General features: G+C 67.0%; 15 protein-coding genes and 1 pseudogene. 4 read left to right on the top strand and 12 right to left on the bottom strand.

Going from position 1 to position 12,988, the window contains the following annotated elements; genetic code table 11:
• The 3 genes from VJ655_RS20895 to VJ655_RS20885 all read left to right on the top strand — a co-directional run.
• Window positions 1–1,355 (top strand): flavin monoamine oxidase family protein (locus VJ655_RS20895; RefSeq protein ID WP_324114505.1); only part of this gene is annotated, 1,355 nt, incomplete at its 5' end.
• A 71-nt stretch (window positions 1,356–1,426) separates the two neighbouring features.
• A complete protein-coding gene (locus VJ655_RS20890) occupies window positions 1,427–1,822 on the top strand; it encodes a cytochrome c (protein ID WP_324114503.1) in 396 nt (131 codons plus the stop codon).
• A gap of 26 nt (window positions 1,823–1,848) precedes the next feature.
• Window positions 1,849–2,331 (top strand): RidA family protein, encoded by a 483-nt coding sequence (locus VJ655_RS20885; protein ID WP_324114501.1) that lies wholly within the window; start codon window positions 1,849–1,851, stop codon window positions 2,329–2,331.
• Window positions 2,332–2,397: 66 nt separating this feature from the next.
• On the opposite strand, the gene VJ655_RS20880 is transcribed toward VJ655_RS20885, so the two are convergent.
• Both VJ655_RS20880 and VJ655_RS20875 read right to left on the bottom strand, forming a co-directional pair.
• Window positions 2,398–2,892, bottom strand: a complete 495-nt coding sequence (locus VJ655_RS20880) for an SRPBCC family protein (protein ID WP_324114499.1) — start codon at window positions 2,890–2,892, stop codon at window positions 2,398–2,400.
• Window positions 2,873–3,235: a metalloregulator ArsR/SmtB family transcription factor gene (locus tag VJ655_RS20875; RefSeq protein WP_324114511.1), complete on the bottom strand. Its 363-nt coding sequence runs from the start codon at window positions 3,233–3,235 to the stop codon at window positions 2,873–2,875. Before VJ655_RS20875 ends, VJ655_RS20880 begins: the two co-directional genes overlap by 20 nt.
• A gap of 255 nt (window positions 3,236–3,490) precedes the next feature.
• On the opposite strand from VJ655_RS20875, the gene VJ655_RS20870 reads away from it, so the two are divergent.
• Window positions 3,491–4,078, top strand: coding sequence for a cation transporter (locus VJ655_RS20870; RefSeq protein ID WP_324114497.1), 588 nt, complete (start codon window positions 3,491–3,493; stop codon window positions 4,076–4,078).
• Here the strand turns inward: VJ655_RS20870 and VJ655_RS20865 are convergent.
• The 10 genes and pseudogenes from VJ655_RS20865 to VJ655_RS20820 form a co-directional block, all read right to left on the bottom strand.
• Window positions 4,075–4,449, bottom strand: a complete 375-nt coding sequence (locus VJ655_RS20865; RefSeq protein ID WP_324114496.1) for a Rieske (2Fe-2S) protein — start codon at window positions 4,447–4,449, stop codon at window positions 4,075–4,077. The two genes, VJ655_RS20870 and VJ655_RS20865, sit on opposite strands and share 4 nt — an antisense overlap.
• A complete protein-coding gene (locus tag VJ655_RS20860) occupies window positions 4,446–5,453 on the bottom strand; it encodes a fumarylacetoacetate hydrolase family protein (RefSeq protein ID WP_324114494.1) in 1,008 nt (335 codons plus the stop codon). Before VJ655_RS20860 ends, VJ655_RS20865 begins: the two co-directional genes overlap by 4 nt.
• Window positions 5,454–5,493: 40 nt before the next feature.
• Entirely contained in the window at window positions 5,494–6,771 is a 1,278-nt protein-coding gene (gene hmgA, locus VJ655_RS20855; protein ID WP_324114492.1) for a homogentisate 1,2-dioxygenase, read from the bottom strand.
• A 138-nt stretch (window positions 6,772–6,909) separates the two neighbouring features.
• A complete protein-coding gene (gene hppD / locus VJ655_RS20850; RefSeq protein WP_324114489.1) occupies window positions 6,910–7,983 on the bottom strand; it encodes a 4-hydroxyphenylpyruvate dioxygenase in 1,074 nt (357 codons plus the stop codon).
• Between the two features lie 22 nt (window positions 7,984–8,005).
• A complete protein-coding gene (gene hisC / locus VJ655_RS20845) occupies window positions 8,006–9,142 on the bottom strand; it encodes a histidinol-phosphate transaminase (RefSeq protein WP_324114509.1) in 1,137 nt (378 codons plus the stop codon).
• 120 nt (window positions 9,143–9,262) lie between these two features.
• Window positions 9,263–9,733: an Lrp/AsnC family transcriptional regulator gene (locus VJ655_RS20840; protein ID WP_324114487.1), complete on the bottom strand. Its 471-nt coding sequence runs from the start codon at window positions 9,731–9,733 to the stop codon at window positions 9,263–9,265.
• Between the two features lie 77 nt (window positions 9,734–9,810).
• Window positions 9,811–10,416: a hypothetical protein gene (locus VJ655_RS20835; RefSeq protein ID WP_324114485.1), complete on the bottom strand. Its 606-nt coding sequence runs from the start codon at window positions 10,414–10,416 to the stop codon at window positions 9,811–9,813.
• A 115-nt stretch (window positions 10,417–10,531) separates the two neighbouring features.
• A complete protein-coding gene (ftsZ, locus tag VJ655_RS20830; RefSeq protein WP_324114483.1) occupies window positions 10,532–12,070 on the bottom strand; it encodes a cell division protein FtsZ in 1,539 nt (512 codons plus the stop codon).
• A gap of 34 nt (window positions 12,071–12,104) precedes the next feature.
• Window positions 12,105–12,170, bottom strand: coding sequence for a hypothetical protein (locus VJ655_RS20825; protein WP_024265820.1), 66 nt, complete (start codon window positions 12,168–12,170; stop codon window positions 12,105–12,107).
• A gap of 386 nt (window positions 12,171–12,556) precedes the next feature.
• Window positions 12,557–12,988: pseudogene (locus tag VJ655_RS20820) on the bottom strand (cell division protein FtsA); the annotation flags it as partial.

Raw genomic sequence — 12,988 nt, 5'->3', positions numbered from 1 at the left:
AGGTCCAGGTGCTGGAGGCGCGGTCCTTCGCCGGCGGCCGCTGCCAGACGGCGCGCAAGGGTTTCAAGCACACCGACCTGATCGGCCACGAGCAGACCTGCGAGTTCGACGAAGGCCACTATATCAACCACGGCCCGTGGCGGATCCCGTACCATCACCGCTCGACCCTGCACTACACCAAGCAGTTCGGCGTCCCGCTGGAGAGCTTCGTCAACGACAACGACGCCTCCTACATCTATTTCGAGAAGGGCCAGGGGCCGCTTGCCGGCAAGCCCGTGCGCAAGGGCGAGGTCGCCGCCGACATTCGCGGCTACACCGCCGAGCTGGTCGCCAAGGCCGCCAGCCAGGGCCAGCTGGACGCGCCCCTGTCGGGCCTCGACCGCGAGCGGTTCATCGCCTACGTCGTCAACGAAGGCCGCCTCTCCAAGGATCTGGCCTACAAGGGCACCGAGGGGCGCGGTTTCGCGATCCACCCCGGCGCGGGCGTCGATCCCGGCCCCGGCAAGGAGCTGCCGCCGTTCGCCTTCAAGGACGTGCTGGACAGCAACGCCTGGCGGGTCCTGAGCTCGGTCACCGGCTACGAGCAGCAGCGCACCATGCTCCAGCCGATCGGCGGCATGGACCAGATCGCCAAGGCCTTCGAAAAGCGGGTCGGGCCGATGATCCGCTATTCGACGGTCGTGCAGAAGATCAAGCAGTCGCCCAGCGGCGTCACGGTCTCGTTCAAGGGCGCGGACGGCAAGGTCGGCGAGGTGACCGCCGACTACTGCCTCTGCACCATCCCGCTCAGTGTGCTCAAGCAGATCGATGTCGACGCCTCGGCCCCCTTCAAGGCGGCCATGGAGGGGGTCTCCTATGCGCCGGTCAACAAGATCGGCCTGCAGATGAAGACCCGCTTCTGGGAGGAGAAGCACCACATCTACGGCGGCCACATCTATAACGACATCGCCGGGATCAATTCGATCACCCTGCCCTCGTACGGCTGGCAGGGACAGAAGGGCGTGCTGCTAGGCTACTACGCCTTCGGCGGCGAGGCGGCCAAGATCAGCGCCAAGAGCCCGGCCGATCGCGCGGCCTTCGCCGTGGCGGCCGGTCAGAAGATCTTCCCTGAATACGCCGAGAACTTCGAGAACGCCTTCTCCTTCAGCTGGCACCTGGCCGAGCACAATCTGGGCGGCTGGGCCGAATGGGGCGAAAGCGGTCGCAAGGACGCCTATCCGGTCCTGTGCCAGCCGGACGGCCGCCTCTACCTCGCGGGCGAGCACCTGAGCTACCTAGGGGGCTGGCAGGCCGGCGCCATCGAGTCGGCCTGGCAGCAGATCGCCAGGATCCACGCCCGCGTGCAGCAGGCTTGAGAGGAGAACGTGACGGCCCGGGACCGCATCAAGGGCCGTCACGCGCAGACAAGGGACCTCCGAGGAAACGTATGACCTTCGCTTATCGTCTCGCCGCACTGGCGCTCGCCATGGGCGTCGCCACGCCGGCCCTGGCCTTGGCCGAGGCGCCGCAATCGCTATTCATGGACAACTGCTCGGCCTGCCACCAGGCCACCGGCAAGGGGGTCAAGGGCGCCTTCCCGCCGCTGGCCGGCTCGCCGCTCGTCCAGGGCGACCCCAAGATCGTGATCACCACGGTGCTGAACGGCCGCGCTGGCATGCCGGCCTTCAAGGACGACCTGTCCGACGCCGATCTCGCCGCCATCCTGACCTATGTCCGCTCGTCGTGGGGCAACAAGGCCTCGGCGATCAAGCCCACCGACGTCGTCGCCGCCCGCGCGGCCGCCAAGGCCGCCGCCAAGGCGCGCGGCCTGCAGGCTCACTGATTTTTCGAACTCAACGGGAGACAAACATGAAACGCCTGATCGCCCTCACCGCCGGCCTCTGCGCCCTCGCCGGCGCCGCGCATGCCCAGGACATCGTCCGCGGCGGCGACCCCAAGTCGCCGATCGCCAGCGTCGTCACCGTGCCGGCCGGCTACGACACCATCTATGTCAGCGGCATGACCCCGCCGGTGATCGACGAAAAGGCCACGGGCGTGGCCAAGTTCGGCGACACCAAGACCCAGACCCTGGGCGTGCTGGGCCGTATCGAGGCCGCCCTGAAGACCCAGGGCGCGACCATGGCCGACGTCGTCATGATGCGCGTCCTTCTGGTCGGCGACCCGGCCAAGGACGGCAAGATGGACTTCATGGGCATGATGGAAGGCTACAAGACCTACTTCGGCACCGCCGCCCAGCCCAACAAACCCGCCCGCATCACCAGCCAGATCACCTCGCTGGTGCAGGACGGCATGCTGGTCGAGATCGAGGTCCAGGCCGTCAAGAAGAAATAGGCCCGCGATAGTCGCCCTCGCCGTTCGCCTGGAACGACGGGGGCGCAACGGGGCGCGCACGGGGGGCTAGACCCTCGCTGTCTGGGTCGCGAGCAGCTCGTCCAGTTGCCGGAATTGCTCGGGCATCGCGTCTTCCATGCCGACAAACGACTCGTCGAGCGCCTCTTTCGAGGGATAGAGCTCCTGCAGGACCAAAAGCGTCCTGTCGCCCTCCTCCTCTTCGAAGGTCACCGTGGTGATCGCGCCCTGTTCGCTTTCGTCATTGGTCCAGACCAAGCGCGAAGGCGGCGTCACCTCCAGGTATTTGCCATAGAAGGTCATGGCGTTCTCGGCGTCCTTGCCGAACGTGACGCTGTAACCGCCCCCGGTCCGGGAATCCATTTCGCACGCCAGCATCGGCACGCCGCCGGATTTCGGCGCCCACCACAGCTGGAACAGTTCGGGCTTGGTCCACGCGTCGAACACCAGGCGGACCGGGCCGTCGAAGATCCGGGTCACCACCAGTTCGCGCTCGGATCGCCGTTCGACCGTCGTGCGGCCGTCACTCACGCGTTCGCCCATCGGCTTTCTCCCTGCGTTTCATAGCCTCGATCACTTGGTCCAGCGCGTCGAAGCGCGCGCTCCAGATCCGGTGTCGTTCTTCGATCCAGGCGACCTCCTCGTCGAACCCGCGTCGCCCCAGCCGGCAGGTCCGCACCCGCCCGACCTTCTCCGTCGTCACCAGCCCCGCCTGCTCCAGGACCCCGACGTGCTTCTTCATACCCGTGAGGGTCATGTGGAACCGGTCGGCGAGTTCCGTGATCGAGGCGTCCGCGCGCCCCAGCTGCTCCAGAACCCCACGGCGAGTGGCGTCCGAAAGAGCGGAGAAAGAGGCGTCAAGGCGGTCGGCTATATACTGAACCATAAGGTTCACTATTAGCTTGAGAAACGGCGTCATGCAAGAGGCGCGGAGCGTGGATCAGCGTCTCCGCGGCGGAGCCATGCCCATGGGATTTCACCGCTCTGGGAAATTATTTTCGTGACAACGTTGTCAAGGCGAATTCAAACAGCTATATGGAAATCAGCCCTTCGGGGCGTTTCCTCCCAATGACTCGGCCGCCCCCTTCTCCTGTGGAGGGCGGCCGTTCTTTTGTCTGGCGCATGGTGCTATGCGTCGGCCATGAGCCTATCGCGCAATTTCCGTTCAGCGGTGCGCTTGGTCGCCTTGCTGAACCTGGCCTATTTCGCCATCGAGATGGCGGTGGCGCTGCGCATCGGATCGGTCTCTTTGCTGGCCGACAGCGCCGATTTCTTCGAGGACGCGGCGGTCAACTTCCTGATCCTGGCCGCCCTGGGCTGGAGCGCCACGCGTCGCGCCAAGGTCGGCGGGGTGCTGGCCGCGATCCTGCTGGCCCCGGCGGTCGCTTTCCTCTGGACGCTCTGGCGAAAGTTCGGCGATCCGACGCCGCCCGAGGCGCTGTCGCTGAGCGTCACGGGCCTGGGCGCCATGGCGGTCAACCTGTTCTGCGCCTTCACCCTGGTCAGCCATCGCGGCGCCGCCGGCAGCCTGTCGAAGGCCGCCTTCCTGTCGGCCCGCAATGACGTGGCGGCCAATATCGGAATCATCGCGGCGGGCTTGCTGACCGTCGTCACACGGTCGATCTGGCCGGATATCGTCGTGGGCCTGGCGATCGCCGCCATGAACCTGGACGCCGCCCGCGAAGTCTGGGAAGCGGCCCGGGAAGACGCCAAGGACGCCCACAGCTAGGCGGTGAAGATCCGCCCTTCCCGGGCCTCGACCGGCCAGGGCGTCAGCCGCGCCCCGGCGCATGGGCCGCCGACACAGGCCCCCGTCTCCACCTCGAACACCGCGCCGTGCCACGAGCAGGCGATCAGGTTCCGGTCGGGGCTCAGGTACTGGTCCAGCTGCTGGGCGAGCGGCAGGCCGGCGTGCGGGCAGCGGTCGACATAGCCGAACACCGCCTCGCCGCGGCGCACCACAAAGCCGTGGAAGCGCGCCTCGCCGATCTGCAGGACATAGTTGCGAGCCGCGCCGTCGGCGATCAGGTCCAGCGGGCCGAGATTGACCCCGGCCGGCGTAGACCAGACCCGTCCAGACGCCGCGGCCTCCTGACTCAAACCCGCTCGACCGTCTGCTCGATGGCGCCGAAGATCGAGTGGCCCTTGGCGTCCTTCATCTCGATGCGGATCGTGTCGTCGCCCAGCAGGAACGGTGTCTTCGCCGCGCCGGTCAGGATGGTCTCGACCGTGCGCAGCTCGGCCAGGCAAGAATAGCCGACGCCGCCCTCGCTGATCGGCTTGCCGGGACCGCCGTCCGCGCCGCGATTGCTGACCGTGCCCGAGCCGACGATGGTGCCGGCGCTCAAGCTGCGGGTCTTGGCCGCGTGCGCCACCAGGGTCCCGAAGTCGAAGGTCATGTCGACACCCGCGTCGGCGCGGCCGAAGTCCTTGCCGTCCAGCTCGACCAGCAAGGCCCCGTGCAGCTTGCCGTCCTTCCAGGCCGCGCCCAGGGCGTCGGGCGACACCGCCACCGGCGAGAAGGCGCTGGCCGGCTTGGACTGGACGAAGCCGAAGCCCTTGGCCAGCTCGCCCGGGATCAGGTTGCGCAAGCTGACGTCGTTGCAGAGCATGACCAGACGGATGGCCGCCAGGGCTTCCTCGCGGCTGGCGCCCAGCGGCACGTCGCCGGTGATCACGGCGATCTCGCCCTCCAGATCGCAGCCCCAGCTGGCGTCGGCCAGCGGGATCGGATCGCGTGGCGCCAGGAAGCCATCCGACGCGCCCTGATACATCAGCGGGTCGGTCCAGAAGCTCTTGGGCATCTCGGCGCCGCGCGCCTGCCGCACCAGCTGGACGTGGTTCACATAGGCGCTGCCGTCGACCCACTGAAACGCGCGCGGCAGCGGGCTCAGCGCCTCGTGCTCGTGGAAGCGCTCCTGGGGCACGGCGCCATGCTCGAGGCTCTCGGCCAAGCCGCGCAACAACGGCTCGCAGCGCTCCCAGTCGTCCAGGGCCGCCTGCAGGGTGGGCGCGACCGTCCCGGCGTCGGTGAACCAGGCCAGGTCGTTGGAGACCACCACCAGCCGGCCGTCACGGCCGCCCTTGAGAGACGCGAGCTTCATCAGCGCTTCCTTATGTTCGTTCTTGTTCGGGCCGACTTCCCTACGGCAGCTTCGCCTTGGGGAAGCCCGTCCAGCAGGCGTCATAGTCACCCTGAAGCGCCGAAGTCTCCAGCGCGAACTTCGTCGGCCGGATCACCCAGCGACTCTCGAACATGAAGGCCATGGTTCCGTCGATCTTGTGAGGCGCAAGCTGCGCCTCCGTGGCCTTGCGATGGCTTTCGACGTCGGGGCCGTGGTCGCTCATGCAGTTGTGCAGAGACGCGCCGCCCGGAACGAAGCCGCCCGACTTGGCGTCATAGGCGCCGTGCACCAGGCCCATGAACTCGCTCATCAGGTTGCGGTGGAACCAGGGCGGGCGGAACGTGTGCTCGGCCACCATCCAGCGCGGCGGGAAGATCACGAAGTCGCAATTGGCCACGCCGGGCGTATCGCTGGGCGAGGTCAGCACCGTGAAGATCGAGGGATCGGGGTGGTCGTAGCTGACGGTGTTGATCGTGTTGAACCGCGAGAGGTCATAGCGATACGGCGCGAGATTGCCGTGCCAGGCCACCACGTCCAGGGGGCTATGGTCCCACTCGGCGGCCCACAGCGATCCCTGGAACTTCTGGACGACCAGGGTCGGGGCATCGATGTCCTCGAAGGCCGCCACCGGCGTCTCGAAGTCGCGCGAATTGGCCAGGCCGTTGGCGCCGATCGGCCCCAGCTCGGGCGGGCGGAAGGCCGCGCCGTAGTTCTCGCAGACGTAGCCGCGCGAGGGTCCGTCGACCTCGACGCGGAAGCGCACGCCGCGTGGGATCACCGCGATGTGGCCCGGACCGGCGGTCAGGACGCCAAACTCGGTGACCAAGGTCAGCACGCCCTGCTGCGGCACGATCAGCAGTTCGCCGTCGGCGTCGTAGAACACCCGGTTTTTCATCGAGGCGTTGGCGAGATAGACGTGGACCCCGATGCCCGACAGGGTCGCGGCGTCAGCGTTGCCGGCCAGGGTGACGAGGCCGTCGATGAAATCGGTCGGGACGGTCGGGATCTCCAGCGGATCCCAGCGCAGGCGGTTGGGCGTCACCGGGCCGGCGAAGGCCGAGATCAGCCTATCCTGAGCATAGGGTTTGTAGACGCCATGCTCGGCGCTGGGTCGCAGGCGGTAGAGCCAGCTACGGCGGTTCTCATGACGCGGCGCGGTGAAGGCCGTGCCCGACAGCTGCTCGGCGTAGAGGCCGAACGGAACCTTCTGCGGCGAGTTCTGCCCCACCGGCAGGGCGCCGGGATGGGCCTCGGTCTCGAAGTAGGAGCCGAAGCCGGTTTGGTAGCGGAGGTCCATGGTTGGAGTCCTTGGATCATCAAGATCTGTCATCCCGGGCGAAGCGTAGCGCAGACCCGGGACCACGGCACGCGCCGGCGCTTCCGACGGTCCCGGCTCAGCGCGCTTCGCGCTTGGCCGGGATGACAGTTTCAAGCCCTACGCCTCGACCGTGATCACCCCACGGCGGATCTGGTCCAGCTCGATGCTTTCGAACAGGGCCTGGAAGTTGCCGTTGCCGAAGCCCTGGTTGCCCTTGCGCTGGATGATCTCGAAGAAGATCGGGCCGAACAGGTTTTCGGTGAAGATCTGCAGCAGCAGGCCCTCTTCGCCCACCGCCCCGTCGATCAGGATGCGGTTCTTGCGCAGACGCTCCAGATCCTCGCCGTGGCCGGGGACGCGCTTGTCGACCAGCTCGTAGTAGGTCTCGATCGTATCCTGCAGCTTGACGCCCCGGGCGCGCAGCTTCTCGACCGTCCCGTAGATGTCGTCCGTGGTCAGGGCCAGGTGCTGGATGCCCTCGCCGTTGTACTCGCGGATGAACTCCTCGATCTGGCTCTTGTCGTCCTGGCTTTCGTTCAGCGGGATGCGGATGGCCTTGTCGGGCGCGATCATCGCCTGGCTGAACAGGCCGGTCGCCTGGCCCTTGATGTCGAAGTACTTCTGCTCCTCGAAGCCGAAGACCTGGTTGTAGAAGGTCGACCAGGTGCGCATCTGGCCCCGGCGGACGTTGTGGGTCAGGTGGTCCAGCAGATCCAGGCCGACGTTGTTCTTGGCCTCGGCCAACGCCGCGCCCGGGACCTGCTCCCAGCTGTCATAGATGGTGCCGGCGTCGCCATAGCGGTCGACGAGGTAGAGCAAGGACCCACCGATGCCTTCCAGCACCTTGGCGTCCTCGCCCAGCAGCGAGCGGGAGGCGTCAGCAGGCTTGGCGCCGCGCCTGAGGGCCTCGGCGTAGGCTGCTTCCGCGTCCTCGACACGGAAGGCCATGCCGTTGGCCGACGGACCATGCTCGGCGCGGAAATCGGCGACCTGGCCCGAGGTCTCCTCGTTGACGATCAGGTTGATGCGGCCCTGCTTGTAGCGGGTCGCGGCCTTGGTCGGATGCTTGCTGGCGGCGACGAAGCCCAGTTGCTCGATCAGCGCCTTCATGGCGGCCGGATCGGGGCTGGTGAACTCGACGAACTCGAAGCCGTCGAGGCCCAGGGGGTTCTGGTCGGTGACGAGGGTCATGAGCGGCTCTCCCTAGAACTTCTTATCGCGCCAGCGCCGCCGGCAGGGCGGCGATCAGGGCGTCGTTGTCGGCCGGTCGGCCGATGGTGATGCGGACCCAGCCGCCGGCGACCGGCGTTGGGCGAATGATCAGGCCTTCCTGCAACAAACGCGCGGCGGTCGCCTCGGCGCCGGCCGGAGCCCGCAGGAAGACGAAGTTGGCCTCGCTGCGCGTGTGCTCCACGCCCAGGTCGTCCAGCGCCGCCTCGACGCGTCCGCGCTCGGCGATGGTGAGCGCCACGGTCCGGGCCAGGTGCTCCTGGTCCTCCCAGGCGGCCAGGGCGGCGGCCTGGCTGACGGCCGTGACGTTGAACGCCGGCCGAAGGCGGTCGAGATAGCCGACCAGCTCGGCCGACGAGGCTACGCCGTAGCCGACGCGCATGCCGGCCAGGCCGTAGGCCTTCGAGAAGGTCCGCGCCGAGAGCCATGGGCCGCCCCAGGCGTCCAGCAGGGCGAAGGTGTCGAACGCCTCGTGATACTCGCGATAGGCCTCGTCGACGAAGACCAGGGTCGAGCGCGGCGTGACGGCCAGGATCTCGGCGATGTCCGACGCCATCAGTGCGTTGCCGGTCGGGTTGTTGGGCGTGCACAGCACCAGCAGCTTCGGCCCCTGGGCGGCGGCGGTCTTGAACGCCTCGACGTCGAGATCGAAGCCGGCCAGGCGCGGCACGTCGACGATGCGCGCCTCCGCGCAGCGGGCGAAGATCTCGTAGGCGGGGAAGGTCGGGCTGGACAGCAGGATCGCGTCGCCCGGATGCAGCACGGCGCGGAACAGATAGTCGATCAGCGCTTCCGAGCCCGGCGAGACCACCACCCGCTCGGGATCAACCGCCAGTCGGGCGCCGATCGCCGCGCGCAGGGTCTCGCAATAGGGGTCCGGATAGAGCTCGGGCTCGGCGATGGCGGCCGCCACGGCGGCGGCGACCTTGGGACTGGCGCCCAGAAGGTTTTCGTTGCTGGCCAGCTTGGAAAAGCGCGCGCGGCCGGTGCGTCGCCCGGCTTCCGCCAGGCTCATGCCCGACCGGTAGGCCTGGACGCCGTTCAGAGCGTCCCGCACCGGCGGCGCGGGCGACGGGGTGACGGGCTTGCGATCCAGTACCAACATGCGGCCGCGCTCCAACTTCGAAAGAGGCGGCAGCTTATCGCGGAGCAAAAGTCAGAACGTGGCGATGATGACCGATGATCGACGCTCGACGGTCACATCCTGCCAATGATCCTGATCAATTCCATGTAAAAATGATCAGCTCAGATAGTCCAATGGCAGGGCCGTGGAATCCTTGATGGTGTCCAGCACGAACGAGGAGCGGATGTCCTTCACCGCCGGCATCTTCAGCAGCCGCTTCATGGTGAAATCGGCATAGGCGTCGAGATTGGGCACGGCCACCTTGAGCAGATAGTCGTAGCCGCCCGTCATGACGTAGCAGCCGACCACCTCGGGCTCGCGCAAAACGGCCTGCCTGAAGGCTTCGGCGGCCTCTTCGCTGTGGCGATCGACCTGAACCTCCACATAGGCCAGCACATCCAGCTTGGCCTTGCGGCGGTCCAGCAGGGCGACATAGCCGCTGATCAGGCCGGACGCCTCCAGCTGCTTGACCCGGCGCAGGCAGGGACTGGGCGACAGCCCTACCCGCTCGGCCAGGTCGACGTTCGAGATCTTGCCGTCCTCCTGCAGGATCTGGAGAATCTTCCGATCGGCGCGGGTGAGCTTCATCGTGACCGGATTGGGCTGAAAGTTGGCAGATGGCGCCAAGCTATACCGCCTCGGCTTCGGAAGCGCAGCCTCCGTGTTCAGTGCGGCGCCGCCGGCGGCGTGTCGTCGCGCAGCCTGGCGCGGAAATCGTTCAGCCGCGCGCGATAGCCCTCGGCGTCGCCGAATTCCAGGAACTCGTAATAGCGCCGATGCGGGTCGGTGACCTTCACGGCGTGCTTGATCGGGCACCAGTACTGCTCGGTGCGGCTGGCCACCTCGCGCACATAGGCGATCACGCCGTTGGCGTAGCCACAGAAGGTGCAATTGAGCCGCTCGATCACATTCAGATAGCCCAGGCGGTCACGGTCGAGCGCGATGTAGTCGCGACGCCGCACTCTCGGAATGCCGTAGGCGCGAAAGCAGATCGCCTGATAGGCGCTGACCCAGACGTCGACGATCACCAGCGGGATGATCAGCGAGTAGATCACCGGCGCGGTCAGGGCGACGGCGAGCGAAGTGCGGCCAAAGAACTTGACCAAGTCCAGCCGCAGCCGACGATGCCGGACCGCCACGCCCATCTCGAATTCGCCGATCTTCTCGGAAAGGGTCCAGCCGAGCGCCCTGCGCCGCCGCTCGATCTCGCGGTCGAGCTCGGCCTGGAGGCCGACGATCTGGTCGGCGATTTCCTTCATGCGCTGGGTCATGGGCGGCCTTTCCAGATGGCTTGCGAGCGATAGGCGCCGGCGCCGCTAAAGCAAAACGCCCCGAGTTTCCTCGGGGCGTTCATGTCTATTCGCCTCCCTTGCGGGGATCGGCCTTTCAGTTGGCCAGGCGGCGCAGGAACGACGGGATCTCGAGGTCTTCGCCGTCTTCGGTCTGCGGCGTTTCCAATGGAGCCAGTTGCGGGCGCGCGCTCTGGGTCGTGCGGGCCTGCGGCTGCGGCGCCGACGGCTGCTGCTCGTAACGCTGGCGGCCGCCGCCGAACATCGAGAGCCAGCCGCCTTGCTTCTGCGGACGGCGCTCTTCGTAGAAGTTGTTCTCCGGGAACAGCGGTTCGTCGGCCACCTCGTCGACCGCCGGATCGACGATGCGGGTCACCTGCCGGGCCGCCGGTTGGGTGATGCGCGGTTCTTCAGCTACGGTTGGCTCGTCATAGTAGAGCTCGGCTTCCGGCTCCGGCTGGGGCGCGGACATGACGATCTCGGGCTCGGGCGCCGGCGTGGGCTCCGGAGCCGGGGCGAAAGCCACCGGGCGTTCAGCCGGACGGGCCGCTTCGTAGCGAGCGGTCGGGCGAGCCGGCTCCGGCTGCGGCGCCGGACGGGCGGTGTCGGCGATCAGCGGCTGGGTCGTGGTGTTGCGGGTGACCGGCTTGGGCTCGATTTGGGCGATCGAGGCGCCGTCCATGCCGGTGGCGACCACCGACACGCGGATCACGCCTTCCAGCGACGGATCGAAGGCCGCGCCGAAGATGATGTTGGCTTCCGGATCGACCTGGTCCGAGATCGCATTGGCGGCCTCGTCGACTTCCAGCAGGGTCATGTCCATGCCGCCGGTCACGTTGACCAGCACGGCCTTGGCGCCCTTCAGCGAGACTTCGTCCAGCAGCGGGTTGGCGATGGCGTTCTGGGCGGCCATCAGGGCGCGGTCTTCGCCAGCGCCTTCGCCGGTGCCCATCATCGCCTTGCCCATCTCGGTCATGACCGTGCGGACGTCGGCGAAGTCGAGGTTGATCAGGCCCGGCAGGACCATCAGGTCGGTGATCGAGCGGACGCCCGAGTGCAGCACCTGGTCGGCCATGCCGAACGCCTCGGCGAAGGTCGTGCGTTCGTTGGCGACGCGGAACAGATTCTGGTTCGGAATGACGATCAGGGTGTCGACGTAGCGCTGCAGCTCCTGGATGCCGCTGTCGGCCAGGCGCATGCGGTGACGGCCTTCGAAGTGGAAGGGCTTGGTCACGACGCCGACGGTCAGGATGCCGCGCTCGCGGGCGCACTTGGCGATGATCGGGGCCGCGCCGGTGCCGGTGCCGCCGCCCATGCCGGCGGTGATGAACACCATGTGCGCGCCGTCGAGGTGCTCGCCGATCTCGGGGAAGCTCTCTTCCGCGGCGCTCATGCCCACTTCGGGATGCGCGCCAGCGCCCAGCCCTTGCGTGACCTGCACGCCGAGTTGGATGCGCCGGTCGGTCTTGGCGAACTGGAGCTGTTGGGCGTCCGTATTGGCCACCACGAACTCGACACCCTCGAGACCCGCCTCGATCATGTTGTTCACGGCGTTGCCGCCAGCGCCGCCGACGCCGAACACCACGATACGCGGCTTCAGCTCAGTCGTACGCGGCGCGGAAAGAGAAATTGCCATGGGACCCTCGCGTCCTTACGCCGAAATCGTCAAACTAGACCTCGGCGACACCCAATCGCCGGGGATGCCTCGACGATCGTGTTAACAGAACAACCACCATCGTTAATCGGCAGTTAACTGCATAATCTGAGTCGTGGTCGGGTCGAGCGCGGCCGTGGGATAAATTGTGGTCTATCAACAGAAACTCATTGAGCCTTTCGCCTGAAAACGGAATCGTTCTCGGGCAAGAAAGAGGCTCCAAATCAAACATTTACAGCGCGAGATCAGCCGAAACCGGTTCCCACTTTCGGCCTCGCGCTCTAAGCGAACCAAGGGCTCGGGAGCTATCCACAGGCGCGTGCGACCGAACGACGCTGATCTAGAAGTCCGACGAATATCGGCCGTTTCGAGCAGCAAAAAGGCCCGGCTAGAAGCTCGGCCGGGCCTTCAAGGTTAAACAGTAGAGTTAATCACGCTTAAAACTTGAAGCTTGGCGAACTGTCCAAGCTAAAGGTTGTCGCGCAGCCAGGCGGCCGCCTTAGCCATGGGCGAAGCGTTCGGATCGAGCGGGCGCTTGCGGACCGGACCGCCGGCCAGGGCCTTGGACGAAACGGCTTCGCGCGGACCAAAGGCGGTGCGGTGCAGAGTGCCGGCGGCGGCGCAGAACGCAGGGCCCGAGGCGGCGTCGGCCAAATGAGGAACCCTACGCGGACGCCCCAGGCGCACCGGACGGTCGAAGACGCGCACGGCCACTTCGCGCACGCCGGCCAGCTGGCTGGCGCCGCCCGTCAGCACGATGCCCGCGCCCGGCTCGACCGGCGCGCCGGAGGCCTTCAGGCGCTCGCGCAGCAGCTCCAGCGTCTCTTCGACGCGCGGCTGAATGATGCCCTTGAGCAGGCTGCGCGGCGCGATCACAGGGCCCGCGCCCGGATCGTCGCC

The organism is Caulobacter sp. (assembly GCF_035254145.1).
Lineage (GTDB): Bacteria > Pseudomonadota > Alphaproteobacteria > Caulobacterales > Caulobacteraceae > Caulobacter.
This window is presented reverse-complemented; position numbering and strand designations above follow the sequence as displayed.